The following is a 17,685-nucleotide window of genomic DNA, read 5'->3' as shown; positions in this document are numbered from 1 at the left end:
GCGCTCGCGAGCGCGGCGGCGGCTGCGCAAGCAGGTGAGCGCGGTCGCGCGCGACGTCGTCGTGCTGCCCATCGAGGGCGAGCGCGAGCGGGCTCGCGAGTTCGCCGTCGCGGTCGCGCGCGCCGCCGGCCGCAAGCGCTGACGCTCCCCGCCCGCTCCGGTCCCCGCGGGTGGAGAAGCTCCAGCCGCGGGCAGACGATCTTCGCGATCGTGACTCGGTGTCAGCGCGATCGTGCTGACACCGAGCGTCCGTCGCCGGCTTCTCGGTAAGCGAAGCGGAGGTGCGCGCCCGCCCCTCCGCTTCGCTACCAGTTCGAGCAGCTACCCCTGCCCGAGGTGGCTGCAGGGAAAGTAGTACGGAGCATCGGGCAAACCGTCGTACGGGCTGACGTCGTTGTTGGACCAACATGTTCCGGGAGCAGTCTTCCCGCGGCTGGGGTTGAGCGTGATGTAGGCGCCCGTGGCGTCGCCTTCATCGCGCTTGACCTCGCCGCTGAGGCCCATGCAGTCAGTCAGCGCGCCGCCGCGCAGGCACGACACGTTCTCGACCGATTGCAGAACGGAGCCAAGCCTGTTGGATGCGACAAGCCCCCGCGGGGCGGTAATCACGAAGTTGAAGTCCGCGAACGAGTTCGCTCCGCGAGCGAGTTGACGGGGATACCTGAGGCCGATCGCGATCGACTGTCGCGTGCAAAGATCCGACGAGTCGTTGATGTCGGCATATGGCTGCGCGGCCGCGTAATTGCCCGTGTTGCTGAGTCCTTGCCAGCTCCAGTTGTAGTTGCGCGCCCAGAACCGGTCCTTGTATCCGCCGATCGGGTCGCCGTTGAGGGTGCAGAAGGGGCGTACGCCCGAGTAGGCCGGGTCGTCGTTGTAGAGGTTGAACTCGAACTCGACGCCGTGTTCGCCGATCAGGCCAGCGTTCTGGTATCGGACGCCCGCGAACTCGGTGCTCTCTGGAATCGCTATCCTCGCCACGTCTCGCGCCCCGATTGGGGAAGAAACTTCTAGGTGCGCGAGGCTGGCCTCGCTTGCTTGGCTGCTCGTCTGCTGTGTGGCGGTTGGTGCGGCGGACACCGCTGCTGGCACGCCGGCGATGAGGCTGACCGCCAGCGTGGTTACCGCAAGTGATGAAAAGAGGTGCGTCTTTGCACTTCGGTTCCTTGCCGTTCATGCCCTCCGAGGACTGAGCCGATTCGAGATCAGCGATGCAACGGCAGCAGCGATTGCTGCGCCGCCTGCGACGACCCCTAAGGGCGCTCGCAGATCTAAGGGGGCTATAGCGCCCTGCTCGCGGCTGCCATCCTGGAGCCTGTAATAGACGTTGCAACCAGCGCCCGCGGGCTCGACTTCGACTGCAGCGGTGTCGACCGGAGCAGTGTCCGTTGCATTGCGTGCAGCGCAAGACTCGGAGAGCATCATGGCGTTGATGCCAACCAGCACGATCGCGGTCAGCGCGACGAGAAGGAAGCAGATCGCAACGGGACGTCCTGCGCGCCCTGTTGGACTTCCCGTCGACACAGCGAGAGCCTAGAGCTCCGGGGAGAGGAATGAGCGATGTACCGATGGGCGAGTCGTGGGCAACCGCTGCGAGGATAACGGCACGCCAGTTCGGAATGCCTCAATGACTCGCAGTCAGCCCGGATCGTGCCAGCTCAGTGCCCACAGCGTTCAATGTTGAAGGGGCTCATCGCGAGCCAGCGTGTTGACGCAGCCCGAAGCCCCGCGGATCGCGCGATGCAGTTAGCGACGTTGCAAGAGGCGAGCGCGAAGCCGCGGTGCTCCAGCGGCCTTGTGATCGCCTCGGTCGGCCGGTTGGAGGTGCCGGGCCGGTCGAAGAACCGCGAGCACGTCGGCGGAGCGCTGCCGGGGCGTGCGGCTAGCTCGCGCAGCTGGGTCAGTGCGCTCCGGCTGGCGCGGACCGAGTCGATCAGGACGTGCCTGGCCCGCTGCCTGCTTGCTTGTCGGGATGCCGGTGGGCGGTGATGAAGCGCTAGTAGCCGGCCCGAGTCACCTCTCCACAGCGCCTGCGAACGGCGCGTCGATCCGCTGCTCCTGCCGGCCGGTGAGCAGCTCGGCGCCGGTGTGCAGCGTGCGGCGTGGCGCGTAGAGACGATCGCCGTTGTGGACGCGACCATCCTCGACGTCGCTCACACCGCGGGCAGCGTTTGCTCACATCGCCGGCGTCACCCGGTTGCCGGGGCTCGCCGGCAGCTCCAGTCACTCCCGCGTCTTCCGAGCGCTGACCGCCTCCTTGCACCGGATCCCGCTCACCGGTCGTCACCGACCCAGGCACGCAACCTTCGCGCTCATCATCTGCGTCCGTGCGCTACGTCGCCGCGCCATCTTCCGGCAACTCAACGCGACCATGTCCCGCCGACTCGGTCGGCGCCCTGCGGCGCAGACCGGCCCACCAGGGAAAGGCTCAGGCGGCTGCCGCTCGCGCCTCGGCAGCGGAGCGGGCACCGAGCGCACGCTCGGCCCGCGCTCGGGCCTCCTCGAGCGTGACGGTCAGCAGCTCCGCGCGCACGTCGGCGAGGGCGGAGGCGCTCATCGAGAGCGTCGTGACGCCGAGCCCCACGAGCACGACCGCGAGCGCGGGATCGGCGGCCGCCTCGCCGCACACCCCGACGTGCTTGCCCGCCCGGGCCCCCGCATCCCCCAGCATCTTCACCAGCCGGAGGACCGCCGGGTGCCACGGGTCCTGCATCGCCGCGACCGAGCCGAGCTGCCGGTCGGCGGCGAGCGTGTACTGCGTGAGGTCGTTCGTGCCGATCGAGACGAAGTCGCACACCTCGAGCACCTGGTCGGCGAGGACGGCGATCGAGGGCACCTCTGCCATAGCGCCCACGGTCTGCAGGCCCAGCTCGCGGCCGAGCGCGACGAAGTACTCCGCCTCCTCGACATCGGCGACCATCGGCGCCATGACCCACAGCTCGGCCTCGGTCGCGGCTGCCGCGTTCGCGAGCGCCGTGAGCTGGTCGCGGAGGATCGGCTCGTTCGCTCGCAGCGCGCGCAGGCCCCGCAGCCCGAGCGCCGGGTTCTCCTCGCGCGCCTCGCCGAGGAAGGCGAGCGGCTTGTCGGCGCCCGCGTCGAGCACGCGCGCGATGACCCTGCGGCCGGGGAAGGCCCGCAGCACCTCGGTGTAGCTCGCGGTCTGCTGCTCGACGCTCGGCGCGGCCGGCGCGTCGAGGAAGAGGAACTCGGTGCGGAAGAGCCCGACGCCCTCCGCGCCGAGCTCGATCGCTGCAGCCGCGTCCCTCGGCGAGCCGATGTTCGCGAGCAGCGGCACCCTCGTGCCGTCGGCGAGCGCGCCCTCGGTGAGCGGCGCGGCGGCCGCGGCGAGCCGCGCCTCGCGCTCGGCGAGTGCGCCGTCGACGGATGCGTCGTCAGGGTCGAGCACGACGGTGCCGGCCCGCGCGTCCACGATCGCGCGCTGCCCCTCGACCGCCGCGTCGAGGAGCCCCGCGACGCCCACGACCGCGGGCAGCGACTTCGACCGCGCGAGGATCGCGGTGTGCGAGGTGGGTCCGCCCTCCTCGGTCACGAGCGCGAGCGTGCGCGCGAGGTCGAGCGTCGCCGTGTCGGCGGGTGCGAGATCCCGCGCGACGAGGATGCACGGCTGGTCTGAGGCGGGCACGCCCGGGGCCGGCACGCCGCGGAGCCGCGCGACGACGCGCTGGGCGACGTCGTCGAGGTCGGTGGCGCGCTCGGCCATGTACCCGCCCATCGCCGTGAGCATGTCGCGGAAGCCCGCGTACGCATCCCACACCGCACGCTCGGCGTTCACGCCGTCCTCGAGCCGCGTGCGGACGTCGGCGAGCACCGCGGGATCCTGCGCCATGAGCGCGGCCGCCTCGAGCACCGCCTGCGCCTCGCCGCCCGCCGCGGCGGCTCGCGCGTCGAGCTCGTCGGCGACGTGGTCGAGGGCGGCGCGCACGCGCTCGTGCTCGGCGTCGACGTCGCCCGTGAGCGGCTCGTCGGTGGGCGGCTCGAGCGGCTCCGGCATCCGCAGCACCCTCGCGACGGCGATCCCCCGGCCGACGCCGATCCCAGCGAGCGCACCCATGCGGCCACACTACGCTGGGCCCCGCCGGCCGTGCCACGAGCCCCGGAGGAGGCGCCTTGCAGCAGCTGCTCGCCCGCGTGCGGGAGTCGTGGCCGGTGCGCGCGTGGCAGCGCTACACCGAGATGCGGGGCCCGGTGCTCGCGCAGGGCATGACGCTGCAGGCGTTCCTCTCGCTGTTCGCCGCCCTGTTCGTCGCGTTCGCCGTGTTCATGGCCGTGCTCGGCGGCAACGTCGCGCTGCGGGACGCGGTGATCGACTCGATCGCCTCGTCGATCCCCGGGCTCATCGGCGAGCACGGGGCGCTCGACGTCGAGCAGCTGACCCGCTCGAGCATCGTCGGCTGGGCCGGCGCGGTCGCAGCGGCGTCGATCCTGTTCACCGCGATCGCGTGGATCGGCGTCAGCCGCGAGGGCTTCCGCGCGATGTTCGACCTCGGCGACCCGCCGGCGAGCATCGTGCTGCTGAAGCTCGGCGACCTCGCCGTCGGCATCGGCATCGGGCTGCTCGTCGTCATCTCCGCCGCCGTGCAGGTCGTCACGCAGGCGCTCGCCGGCGCGCTCGGGCTCGAGTGGACGGCCCAGCTGCTCGGCGTCGCGTCGCAGCTGCTGCTCGACACCGCCGTCGTGCTGCTGCTGTACCGCTTCGGCGGCCGCCTTCGGCTGCCGGCCAAGGCGATCGTGCCGACGGCCCTCGCATGCGCCGTCGCGTTCTTCGGGCTCAAGCAGGTCGCGACCCTGCTCTTCCGCGGGGTCGAGAACAACCCGCTGCTCGCCGGCATCGCAGCGCCCGTGATCATCCTCATCTGGCTCGGGTTCATCATGCAGATCCTGCTGCTCGCGCTCGCGTTCGTCGCCGTCTCCGACACCGGCCGGGCCTACTCGCGACTCGTCGCGATGCGCGGCATCGACGCCCGGCTCACGAAGGAGCGCGCGAGCGAGCTGCTCGAGGAGGTGCGCGCCGCCCGCCGCGACGGCGACGACCCCGCGAGGCTGCACCGGCGGCTCGCGAAGCGGCACCGCTGACGCGGTGCCGCCCGACGGGCACGGCGCGTCGGCGCGCCTCGGTAGGCTCGAGCCCATGGTCCGCATCGCCTCCGTCAACGTCAACGGCGTGCGCGCCGCGTTCCGCAAGGGCATGGGCGAGTGGCTCGAGGCGGGCGACTTCGACATCGTCGCGCTGCAGGAGGTGCGGGCGCTCGACGACGACCTCCTGCCGCTCGTGCCCGGCTGGCACGTGCTGCACGACCCCGCGACGGCGAAGGGCCGCGCGGGCGTCGCCGTGCTCTCGCGCGAGCCCTCGTTCGAGCACCGCACCGACATCGGCCTCACGACCTTCGACACGAAGGGCCGCTGGCTCGAGGCCGACTTCATGGTCGGCGAGACGCTGCTCACGGTCGTGTCGGCCTACGTGCACTCCGGCGGTGAGGTCGGCAGCCAGAAGCAGGACGACAAGTACCGCTTCCTCGACTCGATGGCGAAGCGCCTGCCGCAGCTGCGCGCCCACACCGACCACGTCGTGGTGATGGGCGACTTCAACGTCGGCCACACGCCGCTCGACATCAAGAACTGGAAGACGAACCAGAAGAACGCCGGCTTCCTGCCCGAGGAGCGCAGCTACCTCGACCGCTTCTTCGGCACCGGCATGGTCACCGGCGTCGACGGCAAGCGCGGCCGCGGGCACGGCTGGGTCGACGTGGGCCGCGCCGCGCATCCCGGCCAGGACGGCCCCTACACGTGGTGGTCGCAGCGCGGCAAGGCCTTCGACAACGACGCCGGCTGGCGCATCGACTACCACATGGCGTCCCCCGCCCTCGCGGCGACGGCGCGCGACTACCGCATCGACCGGGCGAGCGCGTGGGACACCCGATGGTCCGACCACGCCCCCGTCATCGTCGACTACGACCTCTAGGAACGCATCCATGGCCAACCCCCGCCTCTACTCGGGGATGCAGCCCTCCTCGGGCTCGCTCCACCTCGGCAACTACATCGGCGCCCTGCAGCAGTGGCGCGCGATGCAGAGCGACTTCGACGCGTTCTTCTCGATCGTCGACCTGCACGCGATCACCGTGCCGCAGGCTCCGGATGTGCTGCGCGAGCAGGTGCGCACGCTCGCCGCGCAGTACATCGCGGGCGGCATCGACCCCGACCGCTCGTGCCTGTACGTGCAGTCGCACGTCGCCGCCCACGCGCAGCTGCAGTGGCTGCTCGCGACGATCACGGGCTTCGGCGAGGCGAGCCGGATGACCCAGTTCAAGGACAAGACGGCCAAGGGCGGGCAGGAGGCGGCCTCCGTCGGCCTCTTCACCTATCCCGTGCTCATGGCCGCCGACATCCTGCTCTACGACACGGAGGTCGTGCCGGTCGGCGACGACCAGAAGCAGCACGTCGAGCTCACGCGCGATCTCGCGGAGCGGTTCAACAAGCGCTTCGGGAAGACGTTCACCGTGCCGAAGCCCGTCATCCTCGCCGGCGGCGCGCGCATCTACGACCTGCAGGCACCGGAGTCGAAGATGTCGAAGTCGGCCGACAACGACAAGGGCGTGATCTGGCTGCTCGACGAGCCGGCGAGGACCGCGAAGAAGATCCGCTCTGCCGTGACCGACACCGAGGGCTCGATCCGCGCCGACCGCGCCGAGAAGCCGGGCGTGACGAACCTGCTCGACATCCTCGCCGCGATGACCGGCACGCCGGTCGCCGCGCTCGAGGAGGAGTTCGCCGGCCAGGGCTACGGCGTCTTCAAGACCGCCGTCGCCGACGCCGTGGTCGCCGAGCTCGCCCCCGTGCGGGAGCGCACGCTCGAGCTGCTGGGCGACCCCGCCGAGCTCGACCGGCTGCTCGACGCGAACGCCGAGCGCGCCGCCGAGGTCGCCGACGCGACGCTCGCGCGAGCGATGGAGGCGATGGGGCTGCGATGAGCCCGCGGAGCCTCCCGTGACCGGCCTGGCCGGCCCGACGCTCCCCCAGCTGGGGCGCCGGGTCGTGCTGACGGCGCTCCGCGAGGACGACATCGACCGCGTCGTCGAGGCGTGCTCGACCGACCAGGCCGAGCGGTTCCTCGACACGCCGTGGCCCTACGCCCGCGCCGACGCCGAGGGCTTCGTGCGCGAGTTCGCGCCCGCGGGCTGGCGCGGCGAGCACGACGAGCGCGTGTGGGCGATCCGCGAGTCGCTGCGCGGCCCGCTGGCAGGCGTCATCAGCCTGCGCACCGAGCGCGGCGAGGTCGGCTACTGGCTGCACCCTGACGCGCAGGGCAGGGGGCTGATGGCGGATGCGCTGCGCACGCTCGTCGGGCACGCGGAGGGCTGCCTGACGTGGCCCGAGGTGCACTGGCGCTGCCGCGTCGGCAACGTCGCCTCGATGCGGGTCGCCAAGGCCGCCGGCTTCTCCTACCTCGGCACTCGGGAGGGCCGCTGGCGCGACGGCGAGCCGGGGCTCGAGCACCACGCGGTGCGCATCCCCTCGGGCATGCCCGCCGGCGCCCGACCCTGGCCCCGGCTCGACTGACGCTCGGCCCGCGTCGCCCAAAGCCGAGCGGCGAGCACAACGCAAGCTCGCGAGGCCGATGCCGCGGCCCCTGGCGCGGGGCCGGCGCAGCCGTCGCAGGATCAGCCGCCGCGGCGTGCGTTGGGCTCGGGCCGACGAGTGCTCCGAGACGCCTCGCCGCCGCTCAGCCTCGAGGGTGCACGGCCAGTGCCGCCCGCACGAGCTCGATGAAGCGACCCGGATTCGCGTCCAGCCAGCGCGCCGAGACCCTGACGGTGACGTAGCCGAGCAGCAGCGCCTCAGCGTCTCGAGCGCGATCCGCCTCGAACGCGCCCTCGTGCGTCTCGCGTCCGTCGACCTCGACGACGACGCAGCCGCAGACGACGAAGTCGACGATCCCGACGCGCGGCAGCGCCACCTGCTGCTCGAACGCGAGCCCGGCAGCCAGGAGCAGCAGCTTCGCGTCCGTCTCGTAGCCCGAGCCGCACAAGCCATCGACCGCGTCGATGGCGGGAGCCTCGAGCCAGGCGAAGCCATCGAGAGCGCGGCGGATCTCCGCGCGATCGGCCCTCCGCCGCTGGAGCGCCGAGTCGGCGACCCGGATGGCCGCCTCGATCCCGAAGCAGCCCGCGATGCAGCGCACGGCCGACCCGACCGAGGTCGCGCACCGCGTGCCGTCATCGACCACGAGGTCCGACCAGTGCAGCGCGAGGCCTTCGCGGCGCTCAAGGCGCTTGAGCCGGTCGTCGCGATCGCGCAAGCGCGTCGAGCCATCCCACAGGTGCACGTGCAGTCGCCCGTCCCGCGGCACCCACAGCCCGAGGAACTCAGCGGCCGAGGCGCACGCGAGCCTGCCGCCGATCCGCAGCGCATGCACGAGCGCCGCCGGTGCAGGATGCCGGACGTAGACGTCGCGACGCGCCCGCTCAAGACGGCCGGAGCGAAGCGCTGCCTCGATCGCCCGGCGTGAGCTGCCTGCGGCGAGCAGCTCCTGGAACTCGTCGATCCTGACCGAGCCCTGACCCAGCGACCTCAACGTCGACATCCGCGCAGGGTGACGGAGCGCGGCACTTCGTGCGTGGCCGTCAGCCGCTCCTGTGGATGCGGCGCCATCGCGCGAGCACAACGCAAGCCCCCGCGTGCCGTCGGGCCGTCGTCGCCCGGGCTCCGGCGAGCGCGGCGGTCGGATGCGCGATCGGGCTTGCGTTGTGCGCGGACGGCAGCCAGGGCCTGCTCTTGCGCTCGGGAATGCCCCGTTCGAGCGTCGAGTTGTAGTGTGGCAGTGCAACGTGCCCGGGGTCAGTGCAAGTCTGAACCGGCGGTGACAGTCCGCGACCCGTGAGCGCGCTCGAGCTTCGAGCGGCGCGATCGGCTGAGCTGGTGGAATTCCAGCACCGACGGTGAGAGTCCGGAGGGGAGGCGCACGTGGGGTCGTCCGCGACCCCTCGTCCCCCGCGCGCGCAAGGAGGAGGGACGAGATGGCAGGGATCACCGCGGCGGAGCGCGACGCGATGGCGCGCGCCCGCGAGCTCGCGCTCCTCGGCCCGCGCGGCGTGAACCCGCAGGTCGGCGCCGTGGTCCTCTCCCCCGACGGCCGCGTGCTCGCCGAGGGCTGGCACCGCGGCGCCGGGACCCCGCACGCCGAGGTCGACGCGCTCGAGAAGCTCGCGCCCGGCGAGGCGCGCGGCGCGACAGCGGTCGTCACCCTCGAGCCCTGCAACCACACCGGCCGCACCGGGCCGTGCGCGGTCGCGCTGCTCGAGGCGGGCGTCGCACGCGTCGTGCACGCCGCCGCCGACCCGGGCGACGCCTCCTCCGGCGGTGCCGCGCGGCTCGCCGCCGCCGGTGTCGAGGTGGCGCGCGCAGACGTGGCCGAGGGCGAGGCGCTCATCGCCGACTGGCTGTTCGTGCAGCGGACGGGCCGTCCGCGCGTGACCGTCAAGTGGGCGCAGTCGCTCGACGGCCGCGCAGCCGCCGCCGACGGCACGAGCCAGTGGATCACCGGCGCGGACGCGCGCGCCCACGTGCACCGGGAGCGCAGCGCCCACGACGCGATCGCCGTCGGCACCGGCACCGTGCTCGCGGACGATCCTCGGCTGACCGCCCGCATCGAGGGCGAGCCCGACGCGCCGCAGCCGATCCCCGTCGTCTTCGGTTCCCGCGAGATCCCCGCGGGCGCCGCCCTCCGCACCCACCCCAAGGGGCTGCGCACGGCCGGCCGCGACCTCGACGCCGAGCTGCGCACCCTCGCCGCCGACGGCATCCAGACCCTCTACGTCGAGGGCGGGCCGACGCTCGCGAGCGCGTTCATCCGCGCCGGGCTCGCGGACCGCTTCACCATCTACCTCGCGCCGACCCTCCTCGGGGGCCCGCGCACCGCCATCGACGCCATCGGCGTCGACACCATCGACGAGCAGCGGCGCCTCACGGTGACGCGGCTCGAGCAGCTGGGCCGAGACCTGCTGGTCGAGGCCACGACAGAGAGCGAGCACTGATGTTCACCGGCATCATCGAGGAGCTCGGCGAGATCGTCTCGTTCGAGCCGCACCGATCCGACCAGGGCGACGCGTGGCGCCTGACCGTGCGCGGACCGCTCGCGGTCTCGGACGCGTCGCACGGCGACTCCATCGCGGTCAACGGCCTCTGCCTCACGGTCGTCGAGCAGACGGCGGATGCGTTCACGGCGGACGTCATGCAGATCTCGGTCGACATGTCCACACTGGGCGACCGCCGCCCCGGCGACCGCGTGAACCTCGAGCGGGCGGCGGCGGTGGGCGACCGCCTCGGCGGCCACATCGTGCAGGGGCACATCGACGGCACCGCCGCGGTGCTCGCGATCACCGAGGGCGACGGCCAGCGCACGATCCGCTTCTCGCTCGCGCCCGAGCTCGCGCACCTCGTCGTGCGCAAGGGCTCGATCGCCGTCGACGGGATCAGCCTCACGGTCTCGGCCGTGAGCGACGCAGGTGAGCCCGAGCAGTGGTTCGAGGTCTCGCTCATCCCCGAGACGCTCGAGTCGACCACGCTCGGCTTCCGCGCCGTCGGTGACCGCGTCAACATCGAGACCGACATCGTCGCCCGGCACGTCGAGCGCATGCTGCAGAAGGAGGAGGCTCGATGAGCATCACCACGATCGACGTGGCGCTGGAGGCGCTGCGGGAGCGGAAGCCCATCATCGTCGTCGACGACGAGGGCCGCGAGAACGAGGGCGACCTCATCATCTCGGCGCAGCTCGCGACCGCCGAGTGGATCGCCTTCATGGTGCGCCACACATCGGGCTACCTGTGCGCGCCGCTCACCGACGAGCGCGCGGACGAGCTCGGGCTGCCGCTCATGGTGCTCGAGAACGAGGACACGCGGCAGACCGCGTACACGATCACGGTCGACGCCGCGGACCGCGACAGCACGGGCATCTCCGCCGACGACCGGGCGCACACGCTGCGGGTCCTCGCCGACCCGTCGAGCACCCCGACCTCGCTGCGCCGCCCTGGCCACATCGTCCCGCTGCGGGCCGTCGAGGGCGGCGTGCGCCAGCGCTCGGGCCACACGGAGGCGGCCGTCGAGCTCATGCAGCTCGCGGGCCTCGAGCCGGTCGCGGCGATCGGCGAGCTCGTCGAGGACTCGGGCGAGATGCGCCGTCTGCCCTCGCTCATCGCGTTCGGCGAGGAGCACGGGCTGCCGGTCATCACGATCGCCGACCTCATCGACTACCTCGACGCGGGCGGCCTGCCCACCGCGTGCAAGGGCGCGAACGAGGAGTCGGCGCGCGTCGCGTTCGAGGTCGAGACGAACGTGCCGACCCACTTCGGCACCTTCCGGATGGCCGCGTACCGCGACCGCCAGACGGGCGCCGACCACGTCGCGATCATCGCCGGCGAGCTCTCCGACGGCGCGCTCGTGCGCGTGCACTCCGAGTGCCTCACCGGCGAGGCGCTCCACTCGCTCAAGTGCGAGTGCGGGCCGCAGCTCGACGCCGCGATGCAGCAGATCCAGGAGTCCGGCAACGGCATGGTCATCTACCTGCGCGGCCAGGAGGGGCGCGGGATCGGGCTCATCAACAAGCTCAAGGCGTACCGGCTGCAGGAGGACGGGCTCGACACGCTCGACGCGAACCTCGCGCTCGGCCTGCCCGCGGACGCGCGCGAGTACGGCGCCGCGGCGGCGATCCTGCGCCAGCAGGGGGTCGGCTCGATCCGCCTGCTGTCGAACAACCCGCTCAAGCGCGCAGAGCTCGAGAAGCACGGGGTCGACGTGAGCGAGCTCGTGCCGCTGCTCGTCGGCGTCGGCGCGTTCAACGAGCACTACCTCAAGGCGAAGCGGGACCGCATGGGGCACCAGCTGCCCGACGTCATCACCCAGAACGAAGAGCAGGGAGAGCGCTGATGGCCGGCGAGGGACGACCCGAGGCGCACCGCCTCGACGGGCAGGGCATGCGCATCGCGATCGTGCACGGCCGCTGGCACGAGCAGATCGCGGACGGGCTGCTCGAGGGCGCTCGGCGCGCGCTCGAGGAGACCGGCGCCGAGGTCGTGGAGCTCCCCGTGCCGGGCGCGTTCGAGCTGCCGGTCGTGGCGCAGGCCGCCCTGGAGTCGGGGCTCGACGGCGCGGTCGCGCTCGGCGTGATCATCCGCGGCGGCACCCCGCACTTCGAGTACGTCTCGCAGGCGGCGACGATGGGGCTCACCGAGGTCGCGGTGCGCACGGGCAAGCCGGTGGGCTTCGGCGTGCTGACCCTCGACGACGAGCAGCAGGGCATCGACCGAGCGGGCCTGCCCGGGTCGAAGGAGGACAAGGGCCGCGAGGCGGCGGAGGCGGTCGTCGAGGCTGCGCTCGCGCTGCGCTCGCTGCGTCGCGAGCGGTGAGCCGCGACGGCGCCGGGCGCCCCCGCCGTGGTATCTGACAACCGGTAGACTGGGTCGGTCGTCCTTCCGGAGCCCGCCCGGCTCCGACGCGGCCGGCCCGTCACGAGCGGACCGCTCCACCTGCGCGCCTGCACACCCGCAACCCGGGCCGCGCGCGAAGCAACCTCAGGAAGCAGCATGTCCCTCTCCGCAACCCAGGCGGCCAGCGCGCCGTCCCAGCAGCCCGCGAACTCGCGCGGCCGCGTCGTCTTCGCGAGCCTCATCGGCACGACGATCGAGTTCTACGACTTCTACGTCTACGCGACCGCCGCCGTGCTCGTGTTCCCGCACCTCTTCTTCCCCGCCGGCGACGAGACGACCGCCCTGCTGTCGTCGTTCGCCGTGTTCGGCGCCGCGATGGTCGCGCGCCCGATCGGCTCGATCGTCTTCGGCCACCTCGGCGACAAGCACGGCCGCAAGGCGACGCTCGTGGGCGCGCTCCTCACGATGGGCGTCGCGACGTTCCTCATCGGGGTGCTGCCCACCTACGAGCAGGTCGGCTGGATCGCCGCGGCCCTGCTGGTCGTCATGCGCCTCGCACAGGGCTTCGCGCTCGGCGGCGAGTGGTCGGGCGCGGCGCTCGTCGCGACCGAGAACGCCCCCGCCGGCAAGCGCGCCTGGTACGGCACGTTCCCGCAGCTCGGCGCGCCGATCGGCTTCATCATCGCGAACGGCCTGTTCCTCATCATCGCCGCGGCGCTGCCGAGCGACGACCCGTCCATGCCGTCCGAGGCGTTCCTCGACTGGGGCTGGCGCATCCCGTTCCTCTTCTCCGCCGTCATGGTGATCGTCGGCCTCTACGTGCGCCTGAAGCTCGTCGAGTCGACCGCGTTCTCGAAGGCGAAGGAGACCGGCGCGGTGCAGCGCCTGCCGCTCGCGACCGTCTTCCGCGACCACTGGCGCGAGCTCATCCTCGGCACGTTCTTCATGCTCGCGACCTACGTGCTCTTCTACCTGATGACGGCGTTCTCGCTCACCTACGGCCGCGCCCCGGTCGACGCGGCGGTGCCCGGGCTCGGCTACTCGTACAACTCGTTCGTGCTCATGCTCATCGTGGGCGTCGTGTTCTTCGGCATCTTCACGCTCGTCTCGGGCCCGCTCGCGGACCGCTTCGGCCGTCGCCGCACGCTCATCTGGGTCACGCTCGGCATCATCGTGTTCGGCCTGCTGTGGGTGCCGCTCACCGGCGGCGGCTTCTTCGGCGTCATGGCGTGGCTCATCATCGGCATGTCGCTCATGGGCTTCACGTTCGGCCCGATGGGGGCGCTGCTGCCCGAGCTGTTCCCGACGAACGTGCGCTACACCGGCTCCGGCATCTCCTACAACGTGTCGTCGATCCTCGGCGCCGCGGTCGCCCCGTTCATCGCGGTCGCGCTCTGGACGGCCGGCGGCGGCAGTCCGTTCTGGGTCGGCGTCTACCTCGCCGCGGCGGGCGTGCTGACGCTCGTGGCGCTGCTGCTGTCGAAGGAGACGAAGGACGTCGACATCGAGCGGTAGCCGACGGCTTCCGCCCGTGGCATGACACGGATGCGTCGGCCCGCCGCCCCGGATCGGGCGGCGGGCCGACTCGTCCCCGCCCAAGCACCGCGAGGGCGCCGCACCTCGCTGGCACGGACGGCGCCCGGGCAGCAGACTGAGGGCATGCAGTGGCTCCCGCGCGCCGCGCGCCGCTATCCCCTCGTCGCCATCACGCTCGTCGTCGGCGCGTCCGCGATCGGCGCGGCGGTCGCGGGCGCAGGCGGCGCCGCCCGCTGGCTCTGCATCGGGTGGGCGGCGATCGTGGTCGTCGTGCAGGGCGTCGGCATGGTGCGCGACGCGCTGCGCGGCCGCTGGGGCCTCGACATCCTCGCGATCACCGCGATCGTGGCGACGCTGCTCGTCGACGAGTACGTCGCGGCGATCATCATCGTGCTGATGCTCACCGGCGGCGAGGCGCTCGAGGACTACGCCGCGGGGCGGGCGAAGCGGGAGCTCACCGCGCTGCTCGAGCGCGCCCCGCAGCGCGCGCACCGCGAGCTGCCCGGCGGCGAGCTCGAGGAGATCGGCGCCGACGACGTGCGCGTCGGCGACGTGCTGCTGCTGCGCCCCGCCGAGATCGTGCCGGTGGACGCCGAGCTGCTGAGCGAGCACGCCGTCGTCGACGAGTCCTCGCTCACGGGCGAGAGCCTGCCGGTCGAGCTCGCGGCGGGCGACCGGCTGCTGAGCGGCTCGGTGAACGCCCAGCTCGCGGTGCGCATCCGGGCGACGGCGACGGCAGCCGCCAGCCAGTACCAGAGCATCGTGCAGCTCGTGCAGCAGGCGGCCGAGAGCCGCGCCCCCGTCGTGCGCCTCGCCGACCGCTACGCCGTGCCGTTCACCGCGGCCTCGCTCGTCATCGCCGGCATCGCGTGGGCGCTCTCGGGCGACCCCGTGCGATTCGCCGAGGTGCTCGTCGTGGCGACGCCGTGCCCGCTGCTCATCGCGGCACCCGTCGCCTTCATGGGCGGCATGAGCCGAGCCGCCCGCCACGGCATCATCGTGAAGGGCGCGGGCGTCCTCGAGCAGCTCGCGGCGGTCCGCACCGCGGTGTTCGACAAGACGGGCACGCTCACGGGCGGCGCGCCGACGGTCGAGCGGATCCTCCCCGTCGGCGGCCTCGACGCCGACGAGCTCCTGACCCTCGCCGCATCCGCCGAGCAGTACTCGTCGCACGTGCTCGCGAGCTCGATCGTGCTCGCCGCCCGCGAGCGCGGGCTCCCGCTCCGCGAGGCCGCCAGCGCGTCGGAGGAGGCGACCTTCGGGGTCGTCGCCGACCTCGGCGGCCGCTCCGTCGTGGTCGGCAAGCTCGCGTTCGTGCGCGGGCATGCTCCCGAGGCTGAGGAGGCCGCGCTCGCGAGCGGCGAGCTCGCGATCTACGTGGCGATCGCCGGGCGCTTCGCGGGCGCCATCATCGCGCGCGACCCGGTGCGCCCCGAGGCTGCCGACACCATCGCGGCGCTCGAGCGGCTCGGCGTGCACGACACCGTCATGCTCACGGGCGACGCGTGGCCGACCGCGCGCCACGTCGCCGAGGAGCTCGGCATCACCGACGTGCGCGCGGAGTGCCTGCCGGCAGACAAGGTCGAGGCCGTGCACGCGCTCGAGCGGCGACCGGTGCTCATGGTCGGCGACGGCGTGAACGACGCTCCCGTGCTCGCGGTGGCGGATGTCGGGGTCGCGATGGGCGCGAAGGGCGCGACCGCGGCGAGCGAGTCGGCCGACGTCGTCATCACCCTCGACGACCTGTCGCGCACCTCCCGCGCCGTCCGCATCGGCCGCGACACCAGGCGCATCGCGCTCGAGAGCATCTGGCTCGGCATCGCGATCAGCGTCGGGCTCATGCTCGTCGCGGCCCTCGGCGCGATCCCCGCGACCGTCGGGGCGCTCACCCAGGAGGCCGTCGACCTCGTCACGATCCTCTGGGCGCTGCGGGCGATCGGCCGTGGCGGCGGGCCCGCGGGTCCACGGGGCCCGAGCAGCGCATCCGCCGTCGCCGACGGCGCGGTCACCGCCCGCTGACGCCGGGCACCTCCCCGGCCCGCGTGACGAGGGTCGGCAGCGCGGTGATCGTGGCGAGCCCGGCCGCGAGGCGCTCCATGTCGCTGCCGGGCGCATCGGTCGCGCGGTGCTCCCGGATCGCGAGCCGCACCTCGTCGCCGTCGACCTCGGTCATCGTCGTCTGCACGATGCCGAACGGGGCGAGCGGCGCCTCGACGAGCTCGACCCCGTCGTCGAGGTCGACGTCCGGCACGTTCAGGTTGTGCACCGTCCCCGGCTGCGAGGACAGCAGGCCGGGCAGTGCGCGGGCCGCGAGCGCCGCAGCGGTCTCCCAGTGCTCGTCGCCGCCCTCTCGCAGCCCGACGTCGAGGGAGACGGCGAGCGCGCGCACGCCGCCCTGCCCCGCAGTGAGCGCAGCCCCCACCGTGCCGGAGTGCAGGATCGCCGAGCCGACGTTCGCGCCGCGGTTGATGCCGCTCAGCACGACGTCGGGCACCGCGCCGAACGAGCCGTGGAGGGCGAGCAGCACGATGAGCGCGGGCGCGGCATGCACCGCGTAGGCCTCCTCGACGCCCGGCAGCACCCGGCGCTCGGAGCGCACCGTGCCCTTGCCGCCGGCGGCCGTCACCGCGGTGCCCTCGGTGGCGATGATCGACGCGCTCGCGCCGGAGTGCTCGTGCGCGGGCGCGGCGACGACGACCTCGAGCCCCGCGGCTGCCGCGACTCGCGCGAGCGCGGCGAGGCCGGGCGAGTCGATGCCGTCGTCGTTGGTGATGAGCGCTCGCATCAGTCCTCCTCGATCGGCTCGAGCTCGACCTGCTCGGCGATCGCCCGGATCGCGTCGGGGTCGCCGGTGCCGAGTCCTCGGCGGGTCGCGTTCACCGCGCCCGCCGCGGCGCCGAGCCGGATCGCCTCCGCGTGGCTGCCGCCGGTCGCGAGCACGGCCGCGACCGCCGCGGTGTAGGAGTCGCCCGCACCGCGGGTCTCGACCGCCTCGAGCTCGGGCGCCCGCACCCGCCACGCGCCCTCCTCGCCGACGACGAGGGAACCCGCATCGGCGCGGGTGATCGCGACGAGCGAGACGCCCTCGTCGGCGAGGGCGCGGGCCGCGCGCACGAGCTGCGCCTCGTCGTCGCCGTCGTCGACGCGACCGTCCTCCTCGAGCTCCTCGTGGCTCACCTTGAGGACGTCGACGCCGCCCTCGAGCGCCGCCGCGAGGCGCGGCCCGGCGAGGTCGACGAGCACCGTCGCGCCCAGCTCGCGCACGTCGCTCGCGAGCCGCCGGTAGACCTCCGGCTCGAGCATCGCCTCGCCCTCGGGACCGGAGAGGATGACGAGGTCCGCGCGCGCGGCCGCGCTGAGCGCCGCCGAGTAGAGCGCGTCGAGGTCGTGGCGCGACAGCGGCTCCCCCTCCGCCTCGACGATCGCGTCGAGCTCGCCGCCGCGCCGATCGTGGACGTAGGCGGGGCCGACCGCGTCGCGCTCGACCGCGACCACGTCGAACCCCTCGTCCTCGAGGAGCCGCCGGACCACGACGCCTGTCTCTCCCGACACCGTGCACACGATCGTGACGTCGACCCCGAGCGCCTCGAGCATCCGGCCCTGCCACACGCCCTGCCCGCCGACGTGCACGTGCACGTCGGCCTCGCCGCGGTGCTCCTCGATCGTGACGGTGAGCAGGGGCGCGGGGGCGAAGACGAGCACGCGAGCCATGCGG

At 73.0% G+C, this 17,685-nt stretch carries 16 protein-coding genes, 1 pseudogene and 1 riboswitch; of the genes and pseudogenes, 10 read left to right on the top strand and 7 right to left on the bottom strand.

Annotated features, from left to right (window positions below; genetic code table 11):
* Positions 1–321 precede the first annotated feature (321 nt).
* The 4 genes and pseudogenes from NWP09_RS02040 to ptsP all read right to left on the bottom strand — a co-directional run bounded on the left by NWP09_RS02040 (position 322) and on the right by ptsP (position 4,069).
* Entirely contained in the window at positions 322–1,089 is a 768-nt protein-coding gene (locus NWP09_RS02040) for a hypothetical protein (RefSeq protein ID WP_258273877.1), read from the bottom strand.
* 566 nt (positions 1,090–1,655) lie between these two features.
* Positions 1,656–1,878, bottom strand: a pseudogene (locus tag NWP09_RS02035) (hypothetical protein); the annotation flags it as partial.
* Between the two features lie 132 nt (positions 1,879–2,010).
* The gene (locus NWP09_RS02030; protein ID WP_258273876.1) at positions 2,011–2,154 is read right to left on the bottom strand and encodes a hypothetical protein; all 144 of its coding nucleotides are present in this window, start codon (positions 2,152–2,154) and stop codon (positions 2,011–2,013) included.
* Positions 2,155–2,425: 271 nt separating this feature from the next.
* The gene (gene ptsP, locus NWP09_RS02025; RefSeq protein WP_258273875.1) at positions 2,426–4,069 is read right to left on the bottom strand and encodes a phosphoenolpyruvate--protein phosphotransferase; all 1,644 of its coding nucleotides are present in this window, start codon (positions 4,067–4,069) and stop codon (positions 2,426–2,428) included.
* A gap of 56 nt (positions 4,070–4,125) precedes the next feature.
* On the opposite strand from ptsP, the gene NWP09_RS02020 reads away from it, so the two are divergent.
* Genes NWP09_RS02020 through NWP09_RS02005 form a run of 4 tightly spaced genes read left to right on the top strand, consistent with a single transcriptional unit; the run spans position 4,126 to position 7,572 of the window.
* Positions 4,126–5,091 (top strand): YihY/virulence factor BrkB family protein, encoded by a 966-nt coding sequence (locus tag NWP09_RS02020; RefSeq protein ID WP_258273874.1) that lies wholly within the window; start codon positions 4,126–4,128, stop codon positions 5,089–5,091.
* Between the two features lie 55 nt (positions 5,092–5,146).
* The gene (locus NWP09_RS02015) at positions 5,147–5,977 is read left to right on the top strand and encodes an exodeoxyribonuclease III (RefSeq protein ID WP_258273873.1); all 831 of its coding nucleotides are present in this window, start codon (positions 5,147–5,149) and stop codon (positions 5,975–5,977) included.
* A gap of 10 nt (positions 5,978–5,987) precedes the next feature.
* Complete coding sequence (gene trpS / locus NWP09_RS02010) at positions 5,988–6,983, top strand: tryptophan--tRNA ligase (protein ID WP_258273872.1); 996 nt, start codon at positions 5,988–5,990, stop codon at positions 6,981–6,983.
* 16 nt (positions 6,984–6,999) lie between these two features.
* Positions 7,000–7,572, top strand: coding sequence for a GNAT family N-acetyltransferase (locus tag NWP09_RS02005; protein ID WP_258273871.1), 573 nt, complete (start codon positions 7,000–7,002; stop codon positions 7,570–7,572).
* 163 nt (positions 7,573–7,735) lie between these two features.
* Here the strand turns inward: NWP09_RS02005 and NWP09_RS02000 are convergent, their stop codons facing one another.
* On the bottom strand, positions 7,736–8,596 hold the full coding sequence (locus NWP09_RS02000) for a DUF559 domain-containing protein (RefSeq protein WP_258273870.1): 861 nt from the start codon (positions 8,594–8,596) through the stop codon (positions 7,736–7,738).
* A 240-nt stretch (positions 8,597–8,836) separates the two neighbouring features.
* Positions 8,837–8,980: riboswitch (FMN riboswitch) on the top strand.
* 49 nt (positions 8,981–9,029) lie between these two features.
* On the opposite strand from NWP09_RS02000, the gene ribD reads away from it, so the two are divergent.
* The 6 genes from ribD to NWP09_RS01970 all read left to right on the top strand — a co-directional run bounded on the left by ribD (position 9,030) and on the right by NWP09_RS01970 (position 15,989).
* Positions 9,030–10,046 carry a bifunctional diaminohydroxyphosphoribosylaminopyrimidine deaminase/5-amino-6-(5-phosphoribosylamino)uracil reductase RibD gene (gene ribD, locus NWP09_RS01995; RefSeq protein WP_258273869.1) on the top strand — a complete coding sequence of 339 codons (1,017 nt, stop codon included), beginning with the start codon at positions 9,030–9,032 and terminating at the stop codon, positions 10,044–10,046.
* On the top strand, positions 10,046–10,672 hold the full coding sequence (locus tag NWP09_RS01990; protein WP_258273868.1) for a riboflavin synthase: 627 nt from the start codon (positions 10,046–10,048) through the stop codon (positions 10,670–10,672). Before ribD ends, NWP09_RS01990 begins: the two co-directional genes overlap by 1 nt.
* On the top strand, positions 10,669–11,934 hold the full coding sequence (gene ribB / locus NWP09_RS01985) for a 3,4-dihydroxy-2-butanone-4-phosphate synthase (RefSeq protein ID WP_258273867.1): 1,266 nt from the start codon (positions 10,669–10,671) through the stop codon (positions 11,932–11,934). The genes NWP09_RS01990 and ribB overlap by 4 nt, the downstream gene beginning before the upstream one ends.
* The gene (gene ribH, locus NWP09_RS01980) at positions 11,934–12,413 is read left to right on the top strand and encodes a 6,7-dimethyl-8-ribityllumazine synthase (RefSeq protein WP_258273866.1); all 480 of its coding nucleotides are present in this window, start codon (positions 11,934–11,936) and stop codon (positions 12,411–12,413) included. The genes ribB and ribH overlap by 1 nt, the downstream gene beginning before the upstream one ends.
* 177 nt (positions 12,414–12,590) lie before the next feature.
* On the top strand, positions 12,591–13,949 hold the full coding sequence (locus tag NWP09_RS01975; protein ID WP_258273865.1) for an MFS transporter: 1,359 nt from the start codon (positions 12,591–12,593) through the stop codon (positions 13,947–13,949).
* Positions 13,950–14,093: 144 nt separating this feature from the next.
* The gene (locus tag NWP09_RS01970) at positions 14,094–15,989 is read left to right on the top strand and encodes a heavy metal translocating P-type ATPase (RefSeq protein WP_258273864.1); all 1,896 of its coding nucleotides are present in this window, start codon (positions 14,094–14,096) and stop codon (positions 15,987–15,989) included.
* Here NWP09_RS01970 and surE read toward each other — a convergent pair.
* Positions 15,976–16,755 (bottom strand): 5'/3'-nucleotidase SurE, encoded by a 780-nt coding sequence (gene surE, locus NWP09_RS01965; protein ID WP_258273863.1) that lies wholly within the window; start codon positions 16,753–16,755, stop codon positions 15,976–15,978. The genes NWP09_RS01970 and surE overlap by 14 nt on opposite strands.
* Positions 16,755–17,681: a 1-phosphofructokinase family hexose kinase gene (locus tag NWP09_RS01960; protein ID WP_258273862.1), complete on the bottom strand. Its 927-nt coding sequence runs from the start codon at positions 17,679–17,681 to the stop codon at positions 16,755–16,757. Before NWP09_RS01960 ends, surE begins: the two co-directional genes overlap by 1 nt.
* Positions 17,682–17,685 lie beyond the last annotated feature (4 nt).

Origin of the sequence: Agrococcus sp. HG114 (genome assembly GCF_024723325.1) — a bacterium.
GTDB lineage: Bacteria > Actinomycetota > Actinomycetes > Actinomycetales > Microbacteriaceae > Agrococcus.
The sequence above is the reverse complement of the archived record's forward strand: the minus strand, read 5'-3'. Positions and strand labels throughout refer to the sequence as shown.